17 protein-coding genes and 1 pseudogene are annotated in these 23828 nt (G+C 72.2%); 6 read left to right on the top strand and 12 right to left on the bottom strand.

What is annotated here, in order from left to right:
* Window positions 1-2: 2 nt before the first annotated feature.
* The 6 genes and pseudogenes from cydC to AB0J74_RS04855 all read right to left on the bottom strand — a co-directional run.
* Window positions 3-1685 (bottom strand): annotated as a pseudogene (gene cydC / locus AB0J74_RS04880) (thiol reductant ABC exporter subunit CydC); the annotation flags it as partial.
* A 17-nt stretch (window positions 1686-1702) separates the two neighbouring features.
* Window positions 1703-3322 carry a thiol reductant ABC exporter subunit CydD gene (gene cydD / locus AB0J74_RS04875; protein WP_363445449.1) on the bottom strand — a complete coding sequence of 540 codons (1620 nt, stop codon included), beginning with the start codon at window positions 3320-3322 and terminating at the stop codon, window positions 1703-1705.
* A 29-nt stretch (window positions 3323-3351) separates the two neighbouring features.
* On the bottom strand, window positions 3352-4329 hold the full coding sequence (locus tag AB0J74_RS04870) for a cytochrome d ubiquinol oxidase subunit II (protein ID WP_363444755.1): 978 nt from the start codon (window positions 4327-4329) through the stop codon (window positions 3352-3354).
* A gap of 10 nt (window positions 4330-4339) precedes the next feature.
* Entirely contained in the window at window positions 4340-5596 is a 1257-nt protein-coding gene (locus tag AB0J74_RS04865; protein ID WP_363444753.1) for a cytochrome ubiquinol oxidase subunit I, read from the bottom strand.
* A 131-nt stretch (window positions 5597-5727) separates the two neighbouring features.
* On the bottom strand, window positions 5728-6633 hold the full coding sequence (locus AB0J74_RS04860) for a M56 family metallopeptidase (RefSeq protein WP_363444751.1): 906 nt from the start codon (window positions 6631-6633) through the stop codon (window positions 5728-5730).
* Window positions 6634-6636: 3 nt separating this feature from the next.
* Window positions 6637-6990, bottom strand: a complete 354-nt coding sequence (locus tag AB0J74_RS04855) for a BlaI/MecI/CopY family transcriptional regulator (protein ID WP_363444749.1) — start codon at window positions 6988-6990, stop codon at window positions 6637-6639.
* Window positions 6991-7095: 105 nt separating this feature from the next.
* On the opposite strand from AB0J74_RS04855, the gene AB0J74_RS04850 reads away from it, so the two are divergent.
* A complete protein-coding gene (locus AB0J74_RS04850; protein WP_363444747.1) occupies window positions 7096-9138 on the top strand; it encodes a hypothetical protein in 2043 nt (680 codons plus the stop codon).
* Window positions 9139-9180: 42 nt separating this feature from the next.
* Here the strand turns inward: AB0J74_RS04850 and AB0J74_RS04845 are convergent, their stop codons facing one another.
* The 3 genes from AB0J74_RS04845 to deoC are packed head-to-tail and all read right to left on the bottom strand — an operon-like array spanning window position 9181 to window position 12378.
* Window positions 9181-10002, bottom strand: a complete 822-nt coding sequence (locus AB0J74_RS04845) for an aldehyde dehydrogenase family protein (RefSeq protein WP_363444745.1) — start codon at window positions 10000-10002, stop codon at window positions 9181-9183.
* Window positions 9995-11425 (bottom strand): aldehyde dehydrogenase family protein, encoded by a 1431-nt coding sequence (locus AB0J74_RS04840; protein WP_363444743.1) that lies wholly within the window; start codon window positions 11423-11425, stop codon window positions 9995-9997. Before AB0J74_RS04840 ends, AB0J74_RS04845 begins: the two co-directional genes overlap by 8 nt.
* Before the next feature lie 2 nt (window positions 11426-11427).
* The gene (gene deoC, locus AB0J74_RS04835) at window positions 11428-12378 is read right to left on the bottom strand and encodes a deoxyribose-phosphate aldolase (RefSeq protein WP_363444741.1); all 951 of its coding nucleotides are present in this window, start codon (window positions 12376-12378) and stop codon (window positions 11428-11430) included.
* A 46-nt stretch (window positions 12379-12424) separates the two neighbouring features.
* Here deoC and upp point away from each other — a divergent pair, with 46 nt between their 5' ends.
* The 3 genes from upp to AB0J74_RS04820 are packed head-to-tail and all read left to right on the top strand — an operon-like array spanning window position 12425 to window position 15698.
* Window positions 12425-13057, top strand: a complete 633-nt coding sequence (gene upp, locus AB0J74_RS04830; RefSeq protein WP_363444739.1) for a uracil phosphoribosyltransferase — start codon at window positions 12425-12427, stop codon at window positions 13055-13057.
* A 55-nt stretch (window positions 13058-13112) separates the two neighbouring features.
* The gene (locus AB0J74_RS04825; RefSeq protein ID WP_363444737.1) at window positions 13113-13802 is read left to right on the top strand and encodes a GPP34 family phosphoprotein; all 690 of its coding nucleotides are present in this window, start codon (window positions 13113-13115) and stop codon (window positions 13800-13802) included.
* Window positions 13803-13841: 39 nt separating this feature from the next.
* Window positions 13842-15698: a hypothetical protein gene (locus AB0J74_RS04820; RefSeq protein ID WP_363444735.1), complete on the top strand. Its 1857-nt coding sequence runs from the start codon at window positions 13842-13844 to the stop codon at window positions 15696-15698.
* An 88-nt stretch (window positions 15699-15786) separates the two neighbouring features.
* Here the strand turns inward: AB0J74_RS04820 and AB0J74_RS04815 are convergent, their stop codons facing one another.
* The gene (locus AB0J74_RS04815; protein ID WP_363444733.1) at window positions 15787-17433 is read right to left on the bottom strand and encodes a phospho-sugar mutase; all 1647 of its coding nucleotides are present in this window, start codon (window positions 17431-17433) and stop codon (window positions 15787-15789) included.
* Between the two features lie 63 nt (window positions 17434-17496).
* Window positions 17497-19275: a serine/threonine-protein kinase gene (locus AB0J74_RS04810; protein WP_363444731.1), complete on the bottom strand. Its 1779-nt coding sequence runs from the start codon at window positions 19273-19275 to the stop codon at window positions 17497-17499.
* A gap of 261 nt (window positions 19276-19536) precedes the next feature.
* On the opposite strand from AB0J74_RS04810, the gene AB0J74_RS04805 reads away from it, so the two are divergent.
* Together AB0J74_RS04805 and AB0J74_RS04800 are read left to right on the top strand one after the other, a co-directional pair.
* The gene (locus AB0J74_RS04805; protein WP_363444729.1) at window positions 19537-21117 is read left to right on the top strand and encodes a methylmalonyl-CoA mutase family protein; all 1581 of its coding nucleotides are present in this window, start codon (window positions 19537-19539) and stop codon (window positions 21115-21117) included.
* Between the two features lie 416 nt (window positions 21118-21533).
* Window positions 21534-22799, top strand: a complete 1266-nt coding sequence (locus tag AB0J74_RS04800; RefSeq protein ID WP_363444727.1) for an amidohydrolase — start codon at window positions 21534-21536, stop codon at window positions 22797-22799.
* Here AB0J74_RS04800 and AB0J74_RS04795 read toward each other — a convergent pair.
* Window positions 22796-23809 carry a DUF4349 domain-containing protein gene (locus AB0J74_RS04795; RefSeq protein WP_363444726.1) on the bottom strand — a complete coding sequence of 338 codons (1014 nt, stop codon included), beginning with the start codon at window positions 23807-23809 and terminating at the stop codon, window positions 22796-22798. The two genes, AB0J74_RS04800 and AB0J74_RS04795, sit on opposite strands and share 4 nt — an antisense overlap.
* Window positions 23810-23828: the final 19 nt, after the last annotated feature.

The raw sequence follows: 23828 nt of genomic DNA, 5'->3' as shown, positions 1-23828 counted from the left end.
CCCTACCGGCCTCCGGTGCCAGCCCCTAAGGACGCCAGGTAGCCGCGCTCGTCGGCCTGTTGGATCTGCCACTGGTCGCGATACCAGCCCGGGGCGGCGACCAGCGACGCGTGCCGCCCGCGCTGCACCACCCGGCCGCTTTCGAGGACGAGGATCTCGTCGAAGTCGTCGAGGCCGCTCAGGCGGTGGGTGACCAGCACGACCGCGCCCGGCGCGGCGGCGACCACGGCGGCCAGGACCGCGTCGGCGGCCGCGGGGTCGAGGCCTTCGGTCGGCTCGTCGAGCACCAGCACCTCGGGGGCGAGCAACAACCCGCGGGTCAGGGCCAGGCGTTGCCGCTGGCCGCCGGAGAGTTGGCCGCCGTCCTCGCCCACCTCGGTGTCCCAGCCGGCCGGCTGTTCCCGGACCCAGTCGAGGAAACCGGCCGGTGCCGCGGCCGCCGCCAGGTCGTCGTCGGTGGCGTCGGGGCGGGCGAGCAGCAGGTTGTCGCGGACCGGGGCGTGGAAGACGTGCGCGTCGGCGAACAAGCCGCCGACCCGGTGCGGGTCGCCGGCGCCCACGACCCGGCCGGCGTCGGGGCGGACGGTGCCGGCGAGCACCGCGAGCAGCGTGCTCTTGCCCGCCCCGCTGGGCCCGACCACCGCCACCCGCCGGCCCGGCGGCAGGCTGAGGCTGACATCGGCGAGCGCTGGCGCCGCGCCGGCCCGATAGACCACCGAAACGCTGTCGACGCCCGGAATCCCGTCGACAGGCCCGAACCCCGCGCCGGCCGCGGGAGAGAGCAACGCCGCCACCCGGCTCAGCGCACCGCCGAGTTGGTTGCGCTGCCGCGCGGCCCCGACCAGCGCCAGCGCTGACTCGACGGCGGCGATCGTGCCGACCGCGAGCACGCCGACCAGGGTGCCCGAGGTGCCGGCGTGCAGCGCGGCGAGCACCACCCCGGCCGCGGTCGCGCCGGCCAGCAGCACACCGGCACCGTCGACGGCCCAGCCGACCAGCGCCAGCCGCCGTTCGAGCCGGGCGAGCGTCGCCGCGCGCTCCGCGGCCTTCGCGAGAGCCGGCCCGGTAGCGCCGAACGCCGCGAGGTCGGCCGCCCCGGCGGTCAGGTCGATGGCGTCGACCGCCAACGCACCCCGCAGCGGCGCCACCTCGGCGGCCGTCCGCCGGCTCAGCGCCGACGCCAGCCACGGCAGACACACGCAGGCCAGCAACAGCCCGGCCGCCAACGGCAGCGCGGCCAGTGGGCTGATCACCGCCGCTCCGATCACCGCCAGCACCGCGACCAACCCGGCGGCGGCACCCGGTACGAGCACCCGCAGCAGCAGGTCCTGCACCGCGTCGACGTCGGAGACCAGCCGGCTCAGCGCGTCGCCGGACCGGTCCGTGGCCCGTGTGGGCCGCGAAGCCAGGGTCGCGAAGATCCGTGCCCGCACCTCGGTGATGATCCGCAGCACCGCGTCGTGCCCGGCCAGCCGCTCGGTGTAGCGCAGCACGCCCCGCGCGATGGCCAGCGTCCGCACCGCGACGATCGCGACCGTCAGCGCGGCGACCGGCGGTTGCCCGGCGGCCGTGATCAGCAGCCAGGTCGCGGTCGCCATCAGCGCCAGCCCGGCGAGTTCGGTGCCGGCCGCCAGCAGGCCGCCGCCGACCAGCCGCCACAGCCAGGGCCGGGCGACCCGGAGCACCGCGCGTTCCGCGGCCGTCACGAGACACCGACCGGCGACAGTTCGGTCACCACGCCGTCGTCGACCCGCAGCACCCGGTCGGCGACCGCGAGCAGGGCCGGGCGGTGCGCGACGAAGACGCCGGTGCGCCCGGCCAGCAGCCCGATCGTCGCCTCGACCACGGCCGCCTCCGACGCGGCGTCCAGCCGGGCGGTGGGCTCGTCGAGGAGGACCAGCGACGCCTGGTCGCGCAGGAACGCCCGGGCCAGCGCGATCCGCTGCCGCTGACCGCTGGACAACCCGTACCCGCGCTCGCCGAGCATGGTGTCCCAGCCCTCCGGCAGCGCCGCGACCACCTCGTCGAGCGCGGCGGCGGTGGCCGCCTTGTCGAGGTCGGCGTCGGCCGGCGCGCCGAGCCGCACGTTGTCGGCGACCGTGCCGGCGAACAGGTGCGCGCGTTGCGGCACCCAGGCGACCTCGCGCCGCCAGGCGTCGAGGTCGGCGTCGGCCAGGTCGACGCCGGAGACCAGCACCTGGCCGGTGGTCGGCCGCACGAAGCCGAGCAGCAAAGCGAGCAGCGTGCTCTTGCCGGCACCGGACGGGCCGACGATCGCCACCCGCTCGCCCGGCCGGATCGTCAGCGAGACGTCGCGCAACGCCGTGGTGCGGTCGTAGGCCACCGTCACGCCCGAGAGAACTAGGGGGCCGGGCCGCGGCACGGCGGTGCCCGAAGCAGCAGAGCCGGAGGGCAGCGCGGACAGCGCCTCGTCGAGCGCCGTCAGCCCCTCCAGGCTGGCGTGGAACTTGCTCCCTGCGGCCCGCAGCGGCAGATAGGCCTCCGGAGTAAGCAGCAGCACCAGCAGCGCCACCTGAAGCGTGATCCCGCCCGAGAGCAGCCGCAGGCCGACCGGCACCGCCACCAGCGCGACCGAGATCGTCGCCACGAGTTCCAGCACCAGCGCCGACAGGAACGCGATCCGCAGCGTCTTCATCGTGGCGGCGCGGTGTGCGTCGGCCATCCGGCGGACCACGTCGACCTGGACCTGGGCCCGGCCGAACGCCCGCAGCGTCGGCAGCCCGCTGAGCATGTCGAGGAAGTGGCCGCCGAGCCGGGACAGCCGCCGCCACTGCCGCTCGGTGGCGGTCTGGGCCTGCCAGCCCACCAGCGCGCCGAAGACCGGGATCAGCGGGAGGGTGACAGCGACGATCACCGCCGAGGTCCAGTCGGCGAACACCAGCCGGGCCAGCACCGCGATCGGGATGGTGACGCCGAGCACAAGCTGCGGCAGGTAGCCGGTGAAGTAGGCGTCCAGCCCGTCAAGGCCGCGGCCGACCAGGGTCGCCAGCGATCCGCCGCGCTGGCCGGCGAGCCAGGCCGGGTCGCGCCGGGTCACCGAGCCGAGCAACTCGACCCGCAGGGCCTCCTTGACGGCGGCGGCGCTCCACGCGGTGACCGCGCCCTGGGCCCAGGCCAGCGCGGCGCGGGCGGCGACCAGGCCGACGAACAGGCCGAGGGCGGTGCGGTCGAGCCGACCGCCGGCGGCCGCGGTCAGCACGCTGGCCAACGCGGTCGCCTGGAGCACGATCACCACAGCGGTGGCGACGCCGGCCAACCCGAGCACGGCGAGATGGCGCCGGGTCGCGGGCACCCGGTGCATCAGTCGCGGGTCGAACGGTCGCCGGCGGCTCACCAGTAAACCGGGGCCTTGCCGTCGATCCGACCGCGGAACACCCACCAGCTCATCGCTTGGAAGCCTATAAGCACCGGAACCATGGGCAGCGCCAGCCAGCTCAGCAGGCGCAGTGTCGTGGGCGCGGCGGCGGCCTCGGCGATGGTCAGCGTCGCGGCCGGGTCGACCGTGGAGACGAGCGCGGCCGGGTACTGCCCCAGCCCGACGGCCAGCACCGGCGCCGCCAGCGCGACCGAACTCGCGACGAACGCCCAGCCCGGCCGCCGCGCCGCGAGGAACCGCGCCGCGCCGAGAACACCCACAATGAGCAGCACGGGTACGAATGCCCAGCCGTTCACCGCCGCCCGCACCTCGCCGGAAAGCAGCCCGAGCACCGTGGCCAGCGCCACCGCACCGAGGGCGACCGGAACGAGCCGCCGCACCGTCGCCGCCCGCCGCGGTGCCGGCAGCCGCAGGGAAAGGAACGTGGCACCTTGCAGGGCGACGAGCGTCACCAGTGTGAGAGCGGTCGCAGCCACGAACGGCGTCGCCAGCCGGCCCACGCCACCCGGGTCCAGCGGCACGCCCTGTAGCAGCCCGCCGAGGACCGCACCCCAGCCGGCGGCGGCCAGCGCACTGCCCGCGATCACCACGCGGTCCCATCCGGCCCGGGCGGCGGCCCGGGCCGGCCGCCCGCGTAGTTGCACGGCCACCGTGACCAGCACCACCCCGACCAGCGCGACCACGATGGCCGGGTAGAGACCGGCCAGCACCTCGCCCTCCAACCGGGGGAACGCGCCGAACAGGATGCCCAGCGCGGCGACCAGCCAGACCTCGTTGCCGAGGAAGAACGGGCCGACCGCGGTGAGGGCGGCCCGCCGTTCGCCGTCGCCACGGGCGGCCGACAGCAACAGCCCGACGCCGTAGTCGTAGCCGCCGAGCACCAGGTAGACGGCGAAGAACAGGCCCAGCAGGGCGTACCAGATGAGGTCCATTGGTCTGCTCCTATCGGGCCAGCACCGGTTCGGGCCGGTGCTCGTCGGGGGAAACGTCGGCCAGCGAGCGGCCGAGGGCGGGGTCGGCGGTGCCGCGGGCGGCCCGCTTGGCGATCAGCACCCAGTTGGTCACGGCGAGGGTGAGCAGCAGCGCGGTGAAGCCGAGGAACGACGCCAGCAGCACGCCGCCGCTGATCGGGCTGACCGCGTCGTCGACCTTGAGCAGGCCGTAGGCGGCCCAGGGTTGCCGGCCGCCCTCGCGGGTGAGCCAGCCGAGGATCGCGGCCAGGAAGGGCAGCGGCAACGCCAGCACGACCAGCACCAACGGGAACTTGAGCCGCACGATCCAGTCGCGGTAGAAGAGCGGCAACATGACGAACGCCCAGACCAGGATGAAGCCGATCAAGATCATGAAACCGAGGCTGGCGTTGGCGTACACCGGTGGCAGGTAGTCGCCGGGCCCGAACCGGGCCGTGAAGTCGGCGACCGCCTGCGCTTTGGCCGCGTCGTCGCCGAACTTCGTCGGCTGCACCGCACCGACGGCGCCGAACTGCGCGAAACCGAAGCCCAGCAACGGCACCCCGGCGCAGGTCACGGTGACCAGCCCGATCCAGAGCGACTTGCGCAGCAACTCGTAGTCGGGTGAGCGGCGCAGCAGCAGCCACGCGCTGATGCCGGCCAGCACCATCCCGCCGGTGAGCAGCGCGGCCGAGACGACGTGCCCGATGGCCATGGTGAAGGTCGGGTTGCTCAGCAGGGCGGTGAAGTCGGTGAGGTGTGCGACGCCGTCCCGGATCTCGTAGCCGACCGGGTGCTGCAGCCAGGCGTTGGCGACCATGATGAAGAACGCCGAGGCGTACGCCGTGAGGGCCACGCCGTAGAGCAGGGCCAGGTGCACCCCGCGCCGGAGCCGGTGCCAGCCGAAGATCCACATGCCGAGCAGGGTCGACTCGAGGAAGAACGCGAGCAGCGTCTCCAGCGCGACCGGGGCTCCGAAGACGTTGCCGATGTAGCGCGACAGGCCACTCCAGTTGAGCCCGAACTGGAACTCCATCACGATGCCGGTCGCGATGCCGAGCACGTAGTTGATCAGGTAGATCGAACCCCAGAACCGCACCATCCGCTCGTAGACCGGCTTGCGGGTCACGAACGCGGCGGTCTGCAGGTAGACGAGGAGCGTCACCAGGCCGAGGGTCACGAGGACGAACAGAAAGTGGATCGAGGTCGTCGTCGCGAACTGCAGGCGGGCGAGCGGCAGCGGATCCATGGCCACCCCTCCGAGGGATAGTGTTGTTCGCTTGGGATAGCGACTCTACACGTAGCATCCCTACCTATAACTCCTACGAGCCGTAGTAGTCATGAACATGACTCTACTACGGATGGTCGTAGACCGGTGTGTCAGGAAAGGAACAGCGCGATCGGCAGCGAGACCAGGGCGGTCGCGGCGACCAGGGCGGCCACGGCGGCGGCCGGGGTAGGGCCGAGGGGTGCGCGCAGGCGGCGTACCCGGGCGACGATGTCGTGCTCGGCGGCGCCCAGCATGCCCGCGGGGGTCGCGTGCGACGGCGCGGTCGCGAACCGGGCCAGGGCGGCCGCGAGCAACTCGTCGGTGTGCAGGCGCCGGGCCCGGTCGTCGGCCCGCATCTCGACCAGCAGCGCGACGGCCGCGAACGCGCGGCCGACCCAGCTCACCCCGGGCAGAGCCCGGACCAGCGCGGTGAACGGCAGCAACACGAGGTCGTGCCGCTCCTTGGCGTGGGCCTGCTCGTGGCTGAGCACGGCGGCCAACTCGTCACCGCGCAGCAGGCTCAGCGCGCCCGCGCTGATCACCACCCGGGGCCGCAGGCCCGGCACGCAGTAGGCGGCGGCGCTGGGATGGTCGAGCACCAGCGCGCCCGGCGCGGCCGGGTCGGCACGGGCGACCAGGGCGAGCAGATCGCGCTGGCGTTGCCGGGCCTTGGCAGCGGCCCGCAGGCTGGCGCCGGTCGACCAGAAGAGCACGGCGCCGACGCCGAGGCCGACGCTGATCAGCGCGAGGTGGCCGACGCCGAGTTCGGCCGGCAGTCGCCCGCCGGCCAGGTCACTGGCCAGCATCCGGAGCGCGGTGCCCGGCGGCCGGTGGTAGGGCGCGAGACCGATCGAGATCGGGATGCCGATGGCGGAGAGACCGATGGCCAGGCCGATGCCCTGCCAGCAGAGGATCGCGATGGTCGGGCTGTTGGCCGGCCAGCGGGATCGGAACATCACCCAGGCGACCAGATAGCAGCCCAGCACCGCCGCGCCGAAGTGTGCGGTGTAGTGCATCGGTCAGCCCTGGTCCTTGTCGAGCGCGGCGCGCAGCACGTCGGCCTCGTCGCCGGTCACCGACCGGGCGAATCGCACCAGCGCCGCGTCGCGCTCGCCGGCGAGGTCGAGGGCGTCGAGCATGAGTTGCGCGATGTAGGCGTCGCGGCCGGCGATCGGCTGGTAGCTCCAGGCCCGGCCGGTGCGCTCGCGCTCGACCATGCCCTTGCCGGCGAGCCGGTCGAGCACCGTCATCACGGTGGTGTAGGCCAGGTCTCGCCCGTCCAGGCCGTCGACGACTTCGCGGACCGTGGCGGGGCCGGACCGATCCCACAGGACGTCCATCACCGCCCGCTCGAGATCTCCCAACCGCGTCACGCGTCGATCCTACATGACGTAGTAGCACCCGTTGTTGATCTTCCAGGACTAGGCTCCCGATGCGCCGGGGCCGCGGTGGTTCCGGCCACGGGGAGGTTGATGCGCGTGTACGCGCGAAAAATGCTGGCCGCGGTCGTCGGGGCCGCTGTCGGTGTGGGCCTGCTGGGCGTGCTGGCCCCGCCGGCACAGGCCTACGGGATTCAAACCGTCCGCTCCATCGGTTGGGCATACACCGATTCGCGGCTGCCCGACACGCCGTTCGTCAATACAGCCGGCGACCTGCCGATCGGCGCGTGGGCGGGCACCGACGGGAAGACACACAAGTCGCGGTCCTACTTCACGCTCGACGTCTCGAAGTTCGTCGGGACGGTCGTACACGAAGCCGATCTGATCGCCTTTCCGTCGTCCAGGACGGACTGCGCGGTGGTGCAGCCGCTCGAGCTGTGGCGGGTCGAGCCGATCACCGCGACGACGACCTGGGACAACGCGCCGAAACAGCGTGAGCTGCTGGGCACGCTGCAGGCTGGCTGTCAGGAAAACCTGAGCTGGGACATCGTGCCCGCTTTGCAAAACTTTGCAAAGCGCGGCGAACGGACGCTGACCGTCGAGATCCGGGTGCCGCACGAGGTGGAGGCCGATCTCGCACACGGCCGAAAGCTGGTTTCGTCGGTCACTCTCGACACGATGATCAACAATGCGCCGGCGGTCACCCGGGCCGGGCTCGACTTCCCGAGTTGGGCCTGTGGCACCGCGCGCAAGCCACAGCCGGTCGGGCCGCGGACCTACAGCCTGATGATCGACATTGCCGACCCCGACAGCCAGGACCTGCTGAACGGGCAGTTCGCGGCGTGGCCGGTCGGGCACGAGGACCAGCGCGTCGAGCGCACCGGAACCGGCTTGCGGAACGGATCCCGCGTCGAGTGGAACATGGCGGACTACCCGCACGGCACCGTGCTGGCGTGGACCGGCCGGGCCTACGACGGGCACGACTACTCGGACTGGACCAAGCCCTGCTACGTGGTGGTCGACGCCGAGGGGCCGCCGGCACCGCAGGTCAGCTCCGTCGTTTACCCGAACGACGGTGCGGCACATGGCGGTCCCAACCTTCCGGCGACGTTCACCTTCCAGGCCAGCGGCGCGAAGGACGTCGTGGGCTACTACTGGGGGCGCGACGGGGAGACCACCACCTTCATTCCCGCTCCCAAGCCGGGAGCTTCCGTCACCCTCCAGTACGCGCCGGCCCGGTCCGGCTCCGACGCGCTGAGCGTGCGATCCGTCGACAGTGCCGACAGTCGGTCGCCGATCACCACGTACGAGTTCGACGTGCGCGACACCGCCCCCGAGGTGCGGGTGACGATGGGCGGGGTGGGCGTGCCGAGCCGGCTCGCCATCTCCAGCCGGTTCCCGGGGGTGACCGGGTTCGGCTACCGGATCGGCGCGGCTGACGAGGTCAAGGTCCCGGCCGTGGCCGGCGCGGCCGATGTCGCGGTCGTGTTCCCGCAGCCGGGTCCGGTCACCCTCGAGGTCCGCGCCTACGCGGGCACCGAGTGGCTCGGCGCGTACAAGGAGAGCGTGGAGGTCTCGGACGGTCCGCGGATCGAGTCGACGGACTTCACGTTCGACCACCCGGGTGCGATCGGGCAACCGGGCACCTTCACCTTCCGGCCGGGCCGCGCCGACGTGCTGGCCTACGAGTATCAGGACAGCGACGGGAGTTGGCTGCGGGTCGAGGCGCGGGCCGACGGCACCGCCGTGTTGACCTGGACGCCGGGCGAGGGCGAACTCTTCCGCACGCTGCGGGTGCGCAGTGTCAACGCGGACGGCAGCACGTCGACCGTCGCCGAATACTCGTTCCAGGTGGAAGACACGAGGCCGGGGGTGTTCTCGGACAGCTATCCCGACTTCGGCGCGTCGGGCGGTGTCGGCGTGCCGGGTGAGTTCTTCTTCGGAACCTCGCAGCCCGATGTGGACGCCTACCTCTACCAGCTCAACGATGGTCCGGAACTGGTCGCCGACGTGGAGGCCGACAACCCCGCGGACGTGTCCATCACGCCCGACCGCGCCGGCTTCAACATCCTGAAGGTGCGGATCCGCTTCCTGGACGGCACGTTCTCGCCGGCCCGGAACTACGTGTTCGAGGTCGCCTGACGCACCGGTGGCGGGTGGCCCCGAACTCGGGGCCGCCCGCCGTCAGATGCCCTTGGGGTGCCAGACGGTCTTGGTCTCCAGGAAGGCCGTCAGGCGGGTCAGGCCCGGGTCGTCGGACCAGTTGGCCGCCTTCGCCGGTGGGCGGACGATCCGCTTGAGGTTGCCGGCCGCGGCCACTTCGAGCGAGGTGGCCAGGTCGGTGTCGGTGACGCCGGCCAGGTCGATGGCGTTGACGTCCATGTGCGCGGCCAGCCAGGGTGCCGTCTCGGCCGGGTCGCCGGTCAGGATGTTGACCACGCCGCCGGGCAGGTCGGAGGTGGCCAGCACCTCGGCCAGGGTGACCGCCGCCAGCGGGGCCTCGCGGGCGGTCAGCACGACCGCCGTGTTGCCGGTGACGATGATCGGCGCGAGCACGCTGACCAGGCCGAGGAACGACGGCGGGGTGACCACGCCGACCACGCCGGTCGGCTCGGGCGACGACAGGTTGAAGTAGGGGCCGGCCACCGGGTTGGCGCCGCCGTAGACCTGGCTGATCTTGTCGGACCAGCCGGCGTACCAGACCCAGCGGTCGATCGCCTCGTCGACCTCGGCCGCGGGTAGGCCCAGGCCGGTGAACTGGTCGCGCCGGCCTTCGAGCATCTCGGCGACCCGGTAGAGGATCTGGCCGCGGTTGTAGGCGGTCGCGCCGGACCAGCCCTTCACGGCCGCACGGGCGGCGACCACCGCGTCGCGCACGTCTTTGCGGGAGGCCAGGGCCACGTTGGCGTCCTGTGCGAGGTAGGAGCGGCCGGACTCGCTGCGCGGGAACTTGCCGCCGATGAACAGTTTGTAGGTCTTGCGGACCGACACGCGTGCGTCAGACATCGAGGTATGCCTCCAGCCCGTGCCGGCCGCCCTCGCGCCCGTAGCCGGACTCCTTGTAGCCGCCGAACGGCGAGGTCGGGTCGAACTTGTTGAACGTGTTGGCCCACACCACCCCGGCGCGCAGCCGGTCGGCCATCCACAGGATCCGGGAGCCCTTGTCGGTCCAGACGCCGGCCGACAGGCCGTAGGGCGTGTTGTTGGCCTTCTCGACGGCTTCCGCCGGAGTGCGGAAGGTCAGCACCGACAACACCGGGCCGAAGATCTCCTCGCGGGCGATCCGGTGCGCCTGGGTCACGCCGGTGAAGATGGTCGGTGCGAACCAGAAGCCGTGGTCGGGCAGGTCGCACGGTGGCGACCAGCGCTCGGCGCCCTCTTCGCCGCCGATGTCGGACAGCGTGCGGATGCGGTCGAGCTGTGCGGCCGAGTTGATCGCGCCGATGTCGGTGTTCTTGTCGAGCGGGTCGCCGACCCGCAGCCGCGCCATCCGCCGCTTGAGCGAGGCCAGCACGGGCTCGTAGACCGACTCCTGCACCAGCAACCGCGAGCCGGCGCAGCAGACGTGGCCCTGGTTGAAGAAGATGCCGTTGACGATGCCCTCGACGGCCTGGTCGATCGGCGCGTCTTCGAAGACCACGTTGGCGGCCTTGCCGCCGAGTTCGAGCGTGACCTTCTTGCGCGAGCCGGCGACCGAGCGGGCGATCGCCTTGCCCACCTCGGTCGAGCCGGTGAAGGCGATCTTGTTGACGTCGCCGTGCTCGACCAGCGCCCGGCCGGTCTCGCCGGCGCCGGTCACGATGTTGACCACGCCGGGCGGTAGGTCGGCCTGCTGGCAGATCTCGGCGAACAGCAGCGCGGTCAGGGGAGTGGTCTCGGCGGGCTTGAGCACAACGGTGTTGCCGGCCGCGAGCGCCGGCGCGATCTTCCACGCCAGCATCAGCAGCGGGAAGTTCCACGGGATGACCTGGGCGGCGACGCCCAGCGGGCGCGGCGCGGGGCCGAACCCGGCGTGATCGAGCTTGTCGGCCCAGCCGGCGTAGTAGAAGAAGTGCGCGGCGACCAGCGGGATGTCGACGTCGCGGGACTCGCGGATCGGCTTGCCGTTGTCGAGCGACTCCAGCACCGCGATCTCCCGGCCGCGCTCCTGGATGATCCGCGCGATCCGGTAGAGGTATTTGGCCCGGTCGCGACCGGGCATCCGGGACCAGACCTTCGTGTAGGCCTTGCGGGCGGCTGCGACCGCGCGGTCGACGTCGGCCGCGCCGGCCTCGGCGATCTCGGCGAGCACCTCTTCGGACGCCGGGTTGATCGTCTTGAACGACGTGCCGTCGGCGGGATCGACGAACGCGCCGTCGATGAACAGCCCGTAGGAGGGCTTGATGTCGACGACCGCGCGGGACTCGGGGGCGGGTGCGTATTCGAACATCGTCAGTCCAGCGTGAAGTAGTCGGGACCGGCGTAGACCCCGGTCGTGAGCTTGGTGCGCTGCATGAGCAGGTCGTTGAGCAGCGTCGAGGCGCCGAACCGGAACCAGTCGGGGTCGAGCCAGTCGTCGCCGGCCGTCTCGTTGACCAGCACCAGGTATTTGACGGCGTCTTTGGTGGTGCGGATGCCGCCGGCCGGTTTGACGCCCACCTGACGGCCGGTCAGGTCGCGGAAGTCGCGCACCGCTTCGAGCATCACCAACGTCACCGGCAGGGTCGCCGCGACGGGCACCTTGCCGGTCGAGGTCTTGATGAAGTCGCCGCCGGCGAGCATGCCGATCCAGGAGGCGCGGCGGACGTTGTCGTAGGTCGCCAGCTCGCCGTTCTCCAGGATGACCTTGAGGTGAGCCGGGCCGCAGGCCTGCTTGACCGCGGCGATCTCCTCGTAGACCTCGAGGTAGCGGCCGGCCAGGAAGGCACCGCGGTTGATCACCATGTCGATCTCGTCGGCGCCGGCCGCGACGGCGGCCCGGGTGTCGGCGAGCTTGACCTCGAGCGGCGCCTGGCCGGAGGGGAACGCGGTCGCGACGCTCGCCGTGTGGATGCCGGAGCCGGCCAGCGCCTCGACGGCCACCGGGACCATCGCCGGGTAGACGCAGATGGCGGCCACCGGCGGGCAGGTCGGGTCGGCCGGGTCGGGGCGCCGCGCCTTCGCGCAGAGCGCGCGGACCTTGCCGGGGGTGTCGGCGCCTTCCAGCGTGGTCAGGTCGACCATGCGGATCGCCAGGTCGATCGCCCACGCCTTGGCCGTCGTTTTGATCGACCGGGTGCCGAGCATGGCGGCGCGCTGTTCGGCACCAACCTGGTCGACCCCGGGCAAACCATGCAGAAATACCCGAAGGGCCGCGTCGGAGCTTGTGACTGAAGACAGGTCCAACGCCGTCGTCGCTGTCATGCGGACGAGTGTACGGGTGTCGCAACTACCGGTACCTTGACCAACCGTGGACGTAGAAGTGGTCAACCACCCGCTTGCCCAGTCGCGCCTGACCGCGATGCGGGAAGCGGGCACCGAGCCCGGCAGCTTCCGGGCCGCGCTGCACGAACTCACCACCATGCTGGTGTACGAGGCCGCGCGCGCCTTCCCGGTCGAGCGTTATCCGATCGAGACCCCGGTCGCGCCCACCGAGGGCACCCGCCTGGGCAACCCGCCCCTGCTGGTGCCGGTGCTGCGCGCCGGCCTCGGCATGGCCGACTCGGCCCTGGCCCTGCTGCCCGAGTCGTCGATGGGCTTCGTCGGGCTCGCCCGTGACGAGGAGACCTTCGAGCCCCGGGCCTACCTGGAGTCGCTGCCCGCCGACCTGGCCGGCATCCCGGTGCTGGTGCTCGACCCGATGCTGGCCACCGGCGGGTCACTGGAGCACTGCTGCCGCCTGCTCGCCGACCGCGGCTGCACCGACATCACCGTGATCTGCGTGCTGGCCGCGCCGGAGGGCATCGCCCGGCTGGAGCGCTCCGGGTTGCCGCTGCGGTTGGTGACGGCGTCGATCGACCAGGAACTCAACGAAAAGATGTACATCGTTCCCGGTCTGGGCGACGCGGGCGACCGCCAGTTCGGCGGAATGCCCCGTTTTTGACGCATGGACGACCGGTGAGTGCGACGCGGGCGCGAAGCGGCTACCGTTCCGGGCCATGACCAGTGTTCCGATCGCCGAGGAGCTCTTGCTGCTCGTCTACGACAACGAGTCCGGGAAAGCGACCGGTTCGCGCATCGGGCTCGACCTTGGCATGGCCGCCGCAGTGCTGGTCGAGCTCGCGCTAGCCGGCCGGATCGCCTACGCCGACGGCAACATCGTCGTGGCCGACGCGACACCCACCGGGGTCCCGGTCGCCGACGAGGTGCTCGCCAAGATCGAGGCAAACGTGCCGCACACCCCGGCCGCCTGGGTCCAGCGCCTCCGCCACGGGCTGCGCGACCGGGTCCTGTCCGACCTCGTCGGCCGCGGCGTGATCCGCGACGTCGACGAGGTCGAGCTGGAATACATCCACGTGCACCGCTACCCGTCGGTCGATGCCTCGGTCGAGAACGAGACCCGCGCCCGGCTGGCCGCCGCACTGGCCGGCGAGGGTGCTCCCGACGAGCGCACCGCCGCCCTCGCCACCCTGATCGTCGCCGCCCGGATGGAGGCCGCCCTCGGCCTGTCCGGCGACGACGCGGCCACCGCGCACGAGAAGCTCGAGCGCATCGCCAGCGGCGCCGGCTTCTCCGGCGGCGTCGACCTGGAGCAGTCGACGGTCCGCCCGTCGGTCGCCCTGGTCGTCATCGCGCTGGGCAAGGCGATCCAGGCCGCCCTCGGCACGCCCCGCCCGGTCACCCACTAACCAGCGCAGACCGCGACCACGCGATTACGCTGTGGAATCGTGGCCTCCGCCGTTGGTGATCCGCTGTCGCCGCGGCCGTCCGGCGAGGTGGATCCGGGCGCGCGGCAGCGGATCGGGCCGGCCGTCACGGTCGCGGTGGCCGTGGTCTACCTCGGAGCCGCCTTCGCGGTGACCGGGCCGCTCTGGGCGCACCTGAGCACCGCGACGCCGGCGGTCAACCCGCAGGACCACGTGTTCTTCCAGTGGGTGCTGGCCAACGGCGCCCAGGTGGCCGAGCACGGGATCTATCCCTTCACCACCCGGGCGCTCAACGCGCCCGACGGCGTCAACCTGATGGCCAACACCTCGATCCTCGGGCTGGCCATCCCGGTCTCCTGGATAACCCTGCTCTGGGGCCCACCGACCGCGTTCGCCGTGCTGCTGGTCATCGGCCTGGCCGGCACCGCCTTCGGCTGGTGGTGGGTGTTCTCCCGGCACCTGGTCGACAACGGCCTGGTCGCGTTCGCCGCCGGTGCGCTCTGCGGCTTCGCGCCGGGCCTGGTCAGCCACGCGCAGGGTCACGTCAACTGGACCGCCCAGTTCGTCGTGCCGTGGATCGTCGTCGCCGTCCTCCGGCTCAGCTGGCCCGGCCACGCCACCTCGCCGAGGGTCCTCAGACGCCGGGATGCTGGCACGTCCCATCGTCTTCCGGTCATCCGCCGCGGCCTCTGGCTCGGCCTCCTCGTCACCTACCAGGCCTTCGTCAACGAGGAGGTGCTGCTCTACACGGCGCTGGGCCTGTTCGTCTTCGTCGTTTCCTACACGCTCATCCGGCCCCGCGCGGTCAAGGACCGGATCCCGCGCTTCCTGGGCGGCCTGGCCGTCGCCGTCGTGGTCGTCGTGGCCCTGCTCAGCTATCCGCTCTGGGTGCAGTTCTACGGGCCGCAGAGCTATCAGGGCGTGCCGACCGCGGTGAAGGACGTCAGCACCGACCTGGCCGCCTACCCGGCGTTCCCGCGGCTGTCGCTCGCGGGCAGCACCGCCACCGCCGAGCGCCTCGCACAGGGGCCGGTCGAGGAGAACGCCTTCCTCGGCTGGCCGTTGCTGATCGTCTGCCTGATCGCCGTTGTGCTCACCTGGCGCCGGAAGGTGACCTGGGCCCTGCTGATCACCGGATTCGTCTTCGTGGCCCTGTCGCTGGGCCCGCATATCATGATCAACCAGGATGACACCGGGGTCGACGGACCGTGGCGCTGGCTCGAGTCGGTGCCGGTCTTCGACTCGGTCGTGCCGACCCGGCTCTCCCTGGTCGTCGTGCCGATCGCCGCCGCGCTGCTCGCCCTCGGCGCCGACCGGGCGATCCAGCTCGCCCGCGGCCGCCGCCGGCCGGTCGCGACCGCGGTCCGGGCCCTGACCGCCGCGCTGGTGCTGGGCGCGCTGGTCCCGCTGGTGCCGCAGCAGTTGCCGACGACCCAGGTGCCGGCCCCGCCGCCGTTCGTCACCGCCGGCCTGTGGCGCGACTATGCCCGCCCCGGCCGGTCGCTGGTCTTCGTGCCGGTCACCGACAACATCCACCTCGCCGGGATGCGCTGGGCCGCGCGGGCCCAGATCGGCTTCGCGATCCCGGGCGGCTACTTCCTCGGCCCCGACGGCGCCGCCGACCACCGCGCGATCTTCAACGCGCCGATCCGGTTCACCACCGCGCTGTTCGACGAGACCAGCCGGACCGGCGACCTGCCGCCGGTCACCGGCGAGACGCGGGCCAAGTTCGACGACGACCTGTCGTTCTGGCGGGCCTCGGCGCTGGTGCTCCCGCGGACCGAGGTCAACGCCGGCCAGCTCCGGCTGCTGGTCGTCGACCTGACCGGCGAGCTACCCGACGACGTCGGCGGCGCCTGGGTCTGGCGGGTCGGATAGCACGGCGGCTGCCGGTCGGGCCCGAGCGCGGCGTGCCGGCGGCGCCACGCCGAGCCGGATGGTCGCGAGCCGGCCCGGCGGGATCGGGTCACCAGATGCCGAGCGCCGCCGCCGTCTCGGTGCGCAGGGCCCGGACCGACGCCGCCGCCCGCTCGCGGGCCGCCGCCACGTCGCCGTCGACCACCGGTTCGACGACCTCGAGGTAGGCCTTCAGCTTCGGCTCCGTGCCGGACGGGCGGACCACCGCGCGGGCCGAGTCGGTGCGCAGGATCAGCACGTCGGCCTCGGGCTGCAGGTCTTCGACCGCGATCACCGGCTCGTCGAGCAGCGAGCCCGGCGTCTTGGTGCGGATGTACGTCATCGCCTTGTCGATCTCGGACAGGTCGTCGACCCGCACCGAGAGCTGGTCGGTCGCGTAGACGCCGAACTCGGCCGCGATCTCGTCGAGCCGGTCGGCGACGGTGCTCAGCGACGCCTTCAACCCGGCCGCCAGTTCGGCCACCAGCAGCGCCGCGGTGATCCCGTCCTTGTCGCGGACCAGGTCCGGCGCCACGCAGTAGCCCAGCGCCTCCTCGTAGCCGAAGGCCAGGTCGGTGCCGGCCCGCACGATCCACTTGAAACCGGTCAGCGTCGCGCCGTAGGGCACGCCGCGCCGCGCGCACATCTGCGACAGCAGCGACGACGACACGATGGTGGTCGCGAACCGGCCGGCCACGCCGCGCCGCTGGAGGTGGTCGGCCAGCAGCACGCCCACCTCGTCGCCGCGCAGCATCCGCCAGCCGAGCGGGCCGGGGATCGCCACCGCGCACCGGTCGGCGTCGGGGTCGTTGGCGATCGCGATGTCGGCGCCGGTCACCGTGGCCAGCTCGATCACCCGGTCGATCGCGCCGGGCTCCTCCGGGTTGGGGAACGCCACGGTCGGAAACAAGGGGTCGGGCTCGGCCTGTTCGGCGACCTCGTGCGGCCGCGCGAAACCGGCGCGTGCGAACGCGGCCGCGAGCACCTTCGCGCCGACACCGTGCAGCGGGGTGTAGGCGACGGCCAGGTCGCGCGGCCCGTCCGGGTCGAGCACCCGGGCCGCGTTCTCCACATAGGACTCGACCAGGTCGTCGTCGAGGAGCACACCCAGACCACCCAGGGGTACGCCGGCCAGCGCGCCGACGGAGGCGATGGCGGCCGAGATCTCCACGTCGGCCGGCGGCACGATCTGTGCGCCGGCGCCGAGGTCGCCGCCCAGTTCGGCGCCCAGGTAGACCTTGTAGCCGTTGTCCTGCGGCGGGTTGTGGCTCGCCGTCACCATGACGCCGGCCGCGGCCTCGAGCTTGCGGACGGCGTAGGCCAGCACCGGCGTCGGCAGCGGGCCCGGCAGCAGCATCGCCTCCCGGCCGGCTCCGGTCGCCACCCGCGCGGTGCGTTCGGCGAAATCGCGGGAGCCGTGGCGGGCGTCGTACCCGATGACCAGCGGTCCGGTCGCACCGCGGGCGGCGAGCCAGCCGACCAGCCCGGCCGCGGCCTGGGTGACGACCGCGAGGTTCATCCCGTTGGGCCCGGCGCGCAGCGGCCCGCGCAGGCCGGCGGTGCCGAAGGTCAGTGGGCCGGCGAACCGGTCGGCCAGGTCGGCGGCGGTGCCGGGCAGCCCGTCGAGCACCTGGGCCAGCTCGGCCCGGCTCGTCTCGTCGGGGTCGTCGGCGAGCCACGCCCGCGCGCGTGCCACCAGGTCGTCCAGCTCAGTCATCCCGTTTTGATAGCACGTGGGCCCGCACCCGGCGCCGACGGGCTCGGTCGGCTAGCCGGCCGGTCAGCCGTTGGCGGTCAGCTGGAACGAACGGACCATCTCGTCGAAGATCGGCTTGCTGTCGGCGAACCGGCCCTCCGTGCTGGTCAGGAAGAACGAGTAGGCATGCCCACCGTTGATGACGGCGCCCCAGAGGCCGTGCCGCTCACCGCCGCACGTGTATTCGAGCTCGCCGGACACCCGGCCGTCGATCTCGCCCTCGCGCAGGTCGACCCGGTGGTAGGGCTTGGGGCACGACTTCGAGTTGGACTTGAGCCCGCGCTCGGCGGTGGCCAGGAAGCCGGAGGGAGTGGCCTTGGAGCTGGCGTCCTCGACCAGGATGCGCACCTTGCGGCCGGAGTCGTCGGGGTCGATGTAGTCGTAGTAGACCGACTTGCCGCCGCCGGACCGCTTCCAGCCGTCGGGCACGTTGACGGAGACGCCGCGCGCGGCGTGCACCTGGGTGGGGAAGTCGGCGGCGGTCGGCGCGGTGCTCGGCCCCCCGGCCTGGGCCGCCGGGGTGGTGGGCTCGTCGCCGCCGCTGAACGCCACGAAGCCGATCACGATCAACACCACCGCGAGGCCGCCGGCGACGCCCAACTGGAGCTTGCGCGGCCAGCCGCGGGCGGTGTCGACCAGGTCACCACCGCGTCGTTTGAGGCCGGCCAGCCCACCACCGCCGGATGGGGGCGCCAGCGGCTGGCCCCACGTCTGCGTCGGCATCTGGCCGGTCGGCGTCTGCAACCCCGCCGCGGCCGGCGGCACCGGCTGGCCGGTCGACAGCCGCTCGGTCAGCGACTCGCCCGGCGCGAGCATCGCCCGCCCGCCGATCTGGCCGGTCGGCCGCTCCGGCGGCGGCGCGACGGGCTGCCACGGTGAGCGCTGCGCCGGCACGACCGCGTAGGGGTCGGTCATCATGTGTGCCGGCGCCTTGCTGGCCAGCGGGCCGGCGAGCAACTCGCGGAGCATGCCGCGGGCGGTGGTCACGTCGTAGCGGCGGGCCGGGTCTTTCTCCAGCAGGCCCATCAGCACGTCGCCCAGCACACCGGCCCGGCTGGTCGGCGCCGGCGGGTCTTCGACGACGGCGTGCATCGTCTCGATCGGGTCGCCCTTGTCGAACGGCGGACGGCCCTCGACCGCGGTGTAGAGCGTCACGCCGAGCGAGAACAGGTCGCTGGGCGGGCCGAAGTCTTGCCCCATGGCCCGCTCGGGCGAGATGAAGTGTGGCGAGCCGAGCACCATGCCGGGCGTGGTGAGCTGCACGTCGGTGGGCATCCGGGCGACGCCGAAGTCGGTCAGCACGCACCGGCCGTCGGCGCAGATCAGCACGTTGGCCGGCTTGACGTCGCGGTGCAGCACGCCGTTGGCGTGGGCGATCTCCAGCGCCCCGAGCAGGGCGATGCCGATCTTCGCGACGGCGCGCGACGCGACCGGGCCGTCTTCGATCACCATGTCGGCCAGGCTGCGCGCGTCGAGCAGTTCCATGACGATCCACGGTCGACCGTTCTCCTGGACGACGTCGTAGACCTGCACCACGGAGGGGTGTTGCAGCGCGGCGGCGGCGCGCGCCTCGCGCATGGTGCGCTCGTACATCGAGTCACGGTCGCTGGGTGCCAGGCCCGGCGGCAGCACGACCTCTTTGACCGCGACGTCGCGCCGCAGCAGGACGTCACTGGCCCGCCAGACGGTGCCCATGCCACCGTGGCCGACCGCCGCCCGCAGCGCGTAGCGGCCGCCGATGGTGGTTCCGGGAGCGGCGCGGCTGGCCCGGTTGCTAGCGATGCCTGGACTGTCAGTCGGCATGGAGAATCCAGACCCCTCCGGCGTACCGGCGGAGGTCGGGCTGTTGGATCCGGAGGTGGCGGAGCCGCTCCACGTCGGAATTTGAGTCACTGAAAAGCCGCCGGGGGGTCGAGGGCCAGTTACCAACCTCCCTATCTTGGGGGAGCCGGCCCGATAAGGGAAACCGCATCACCTGTTGTGATGGATCATCGACGTTGGGTACGAACGACCCGAACCGTCCGTGCCCGCCCCCTCACCGGCGAGCCGCCTTAGGATTTGTTGATGGCGGAACGCAAGGCCGAGTCGGGTTTCCCGGTGAAGCCGGTTTACGACCAGTCGGACCTTCCCGGCGACAGCGACAAGCAGGTCGGCCGTCCGGGCGAATATCCCTTCACGCGCGGCGTCTATCCGACGATGTACACCTCGCGCCCGTGGACCATGCGGCAATACGCCGGGTTCGGCACCGCGACCGAGTCCAACGCGCGTTATCACCGGCTCCTCGAGCACGGCACGATGGGCCTGTCCGTGGCGTTCGACCTGCCGACGCAGATGGGCTACGACTCGGACGACCCGGTCGCGCACGGCGAGGTCGGTAAGGTCGGCGTGGCGATCGACTCGCTGGCCGACATGAAGACGCTCTTCGACGGCATCCCGCTCGACCAGGTGTCGACCTCGATGACCATCAACGCGCCCGCCTCGCTGCTGTTGCTGCTCTACCAACTCGTCGCGCAAGAGGCGGGCATCCCGGGCGGCGCGCTCAACGGCACGATCCAGAACGACATCCTCAAGGAATACATCGCGCGGGGCACCTACATCTTCCCGCCGAAGCCGTCGTTGCGGCTGGTCGCCGACACGTTCGCGTACTGCCGGGCCGAGGTGCCGAAGTGGAACACCATCTCCATCTCCGGCTACCACATGGCCGAGGCCGGTGCGACGCCCGTGCAGGAGATCGCGTTCACGCTGGCCAACGGCATCGACTACGTGCGCGCGGCGCTCGCCGCCGGGTTGGCGGTCGACGATTTCGCGCCGCGCCTGTCGTTCTTCTTCGTCGCGCGCACCACGCTGCTCGAAGAGGTCGCCAAGTTCCGCGCCGCCCGGCGGATCTGGGCCCGGCTGATGCGCGACGAGTTCGGCGCCAAGGATCCGAAGTCGATGATGCTGCGCTTCCACACCCAGACCGCGGGCGTGCAACTCACCGCCCAGCAGCCCGAGGTCAACCTGGTCCGGGTGGCGGTGCAGGGCCTGGGCGCGGTGCTCGGCGGCACCCAGTCGCTGCACACCAACTCCTACGACGAGGCGATCGCGCTGCCGACCGAGAAGGCGGCCCGGCTGGCGTTGCGCACCCAGCAGGTGCTCGCCTACGAGACGGACCTGACCGCCACCGTCGACCCGTTCGCCGGCTCCTACGTGGTCGAGGCGATGACCGACGAGATCGAGGCGGCGGCCGTGGCCCTGATGGACCGGGTCGCGTCCTACGGCTCGGCGGTCGACGCGATCGAGGCCGGCTTCCAGAAGAACGAGATCGAGACCTCGGCCTACCGGGTGGCCCAGGAGATCGACAGCGGCGCCCGGGTGGTGGTCGGGCTCAACCGGTTCGCCGTCGCCGAGGAGGAGCCCTACGAGCCGCTGCGGGTCGACCCGGCCATCGAGGCGGCTCAGGCGAGGCGGATCGCGGCGATCCGGGAGACCCGCGACTCGGCCGCGGTCGAGCGGGCGCTGGCCGCCGTCAGGAGCGCGGCGGCGGGGGCCGACAACGTGCTCTACCCGATGCGTGAGGCGCTACGGGCGTACGCCACGGTTGGCGAGGTTTGCGGCGCGCTTCGCGAGGTATGGGGCGTCTACCACCCGGTCGAGCGGTTCTGACCCGGGCACTTGTTACGGTGCGTTAAACTCGCACTGGCACTGCACAGTTACGCAGAGCGACCAAGATCTGGCGCACCATCTGTGCGGCACCGGGCACCCGAAGCGTGTCAGCGTAAGTCGCCTCACCCGGCAAGGTGACCATCAGCCGGGTAGATTGAGACCAGATAACCGGATTCCCGCGCGATCCAGCGGCGTGCCCGTGTCCGCCGCTACCATCACGCGTTGTAGGAGGTGTGGGACAGTTGGCAGGTTTCAGAGCGACCGCCGACGCATCCCCGCCATCAGACGAGGGCTCCTACCAGGGCTTTCGTGACCCTGCGCAATCCGATCATCACCATAATGATGTTGCGCAGCGTCACCGTCGGAGGTCTAGGCTAGCCAAGTCCCATTCCGCCCAGAGTGATCGAGATTTTCACGTGACGAGCGCGTTGACGCTGCCTTCCAACAGCAGCCAGCTGGCGTCCGCATGGCCGGAGACGCCCCCTGGCGCCGACCCCCTCCCAGGTCAGCTAGACCGCTGGCTGGCCGCCCGGGGTGCCGAGCTCGTAGCCGTCCGCCGTCACCTCCACGCCCACCCCGAGCTCTCACACCAGGAGTTCGAGACGGCGTCGCTGGTCGCCCGCGAGCTGGCCGTCGCCGGCCTCACGCCGCGGTTGCTGCCCAAGGGCAACGGCGTGATCTGCGACGTCGGCGAGGGCGACCGGGTGATCGCGCTCCGCGCCGACCTCGACGCGCTGCCGCTGCCCGACGTCAAGGACGTGCCCTACCGGTCCACCGTCGACGGTGTCGCGCACGCCTGCGGCCACGACGTGCACACCACGATCCTGCTCGGCACCGGTCTCGCGCTGGCCCAGCTCGCCGAGCGCGACGAGCTGCCCGGCCGGGTCCGGCTGCTGTTCCAGCCCGGCGAGGAGTGCATCCCGTCGGGCGCTCCCGAGGTCATCTCGGCCGGCGGGCTCAAAGACGTCGCCGCGATCTACGCGCTGCACTGCGCGCCGCAGCTGCCGGTGGGCCTGGTCGGGGTGCGCTCCGGCCCGTTCACCGCGGCGGCCGACACGATCGAGGTCAACCTGCGCGGCAAGGGCGGCCACACCGCCCGGCCGCACCTGACCACCGACCTGGTGCACGCGATGGGCCGGGTCATCATCGACGTGCCGTCGCTGCTCGACCGCCGGGTCGACGCCCGCGCCGGTGTCTCGATGGTCTGGGGCCGGGCGCACGCGGGCGAGGCCTACAACGCGATCCCGGCCGTGGCCAACCTCAAGGGCACCGTGCGGATCCTCAACCGCGACGCCTGGCGCGAGGCCCCCGAGCTGGTCACCCAGCTGATCCGCGACGTGGTCGCCGCGACCGGCGCCGAGGTCGAGGTCAAATACACCCGCGGCGTGCCCCCGGTGATCAACGACCGGATGGCCACCGCGGTGGTCGCCGGCGCGGCCGGTGCCGCGCTCGGCCCCGACCGGGTGGTCGAGGCCGAGATCAGCATGGGCGGCGAAGACTTCGCGTTCTACTTGGAGCAGGTGCCCGGTGCGATGATCCGGCTCGGCACCACGCCGCAGGGCGCGGAGGTCAAGCCCGACATCCACCAGTCGACGTTCGACGTCGACGAGCGGGCGATCGGGTATGGCGTGCGCGTCATGGTGCACACCGCCCTCGCCGCGCTCGCCGCCGGCACCTTCTAGACCTTTTCCTCCCGCGCCGGCTCGTCGGCCGGCGCGGGCTGGGCCGGGATCGCCGGCCCGGCGAGCGCGACCGCCGGGCGGCGGCGCATCCGGCGCACGTAGCCGAAGACCAGCAGCGCCAGGCCGGCCAGCACCAGCCAGGGCACCAGCGCGCCGAGCACGGTCAGCATGACGCCCACGGTGGCGGTGAACGCGTGCCAGCCGCCGCGCAGGCCGGCCAGGAAGCCCTTGTCGTCGCTCGGCGGCGGGGCCGGGGCCTGCGCGTCGGGCCCGAGCAGCGTCGCGGTGATCGTGGACAGGGCGGTCAGGTCGTCGAGCCGGCGCTTCTTGCCCTCCAGCGAGGCGAGGTCGGCCTCCCGCTTGCCGAGCTCGTTCTCCAGCGTGACCAGGTCGTTGATGGTCTTGGCCTGGGCCAGCAGCCGGCGGGCGCTGGCCACCCGGGCCTGCTGCGTGGTGATCCGGGCGTCGAGGTCGACCACGTCTTCGGTCACGTCCTCGGTGCTGATCGACCGGCGGTCGTCGGTGCCCTTGGCCGCGATGTCGTCGACCATCGCGGTGAACCGGTTGGCCGGCACCCGCAGGGTCAGCACCGCCTCCGACCGGCCGCCGTCGTCGGTGCGCTTGTCGCCGCCGACGAACCCGCCGGCGCCGGTGGCCATCGAGGTGACCTCGGCCGCCGTGCGCTCGACGTTGTCCACCCGGATGGTGATCGATCCGGTGTAGATGATCTGACGCTGGTCGACGGCGAGCTCGACCCCGCCGGCACCACCTTGGGCCTGCTGTTGACCTTGGGGCGCCTGGGGCGCGCCCTCGGCCTTCATGTCGGCACCGCTGCCGCTGTCGCCCGCGCTGTCGGCGGCGGGTGCCGCGGCGTTGCCGCCCCCGGCGGTCATCGGTTCCGAACTGGTGCCCGCGTCGTCGCTGCTCGAGCAACCGGCCAGCGCCAGCGCCGCCACGAGACCACCGGCCGCGAGCGCGGTCAGCGCTCGTCTCCGTCGTACGCTGCCCATATCAGTCCCTTCCGAATCA

This window comes from Asanoa sp. NPDC049573 (assembly GCF_040676615.1).
GTDB lineage: Bacteria > Actinomycetota > Actinomycetes > Mycobacteriales > Micromonosporaceae > Asanoa.
The sequence above is the reverse complement of the archived record's forward strand: the minus strand, read 5'-3'. Positions and strand labels throughout refer to the sequence as shown.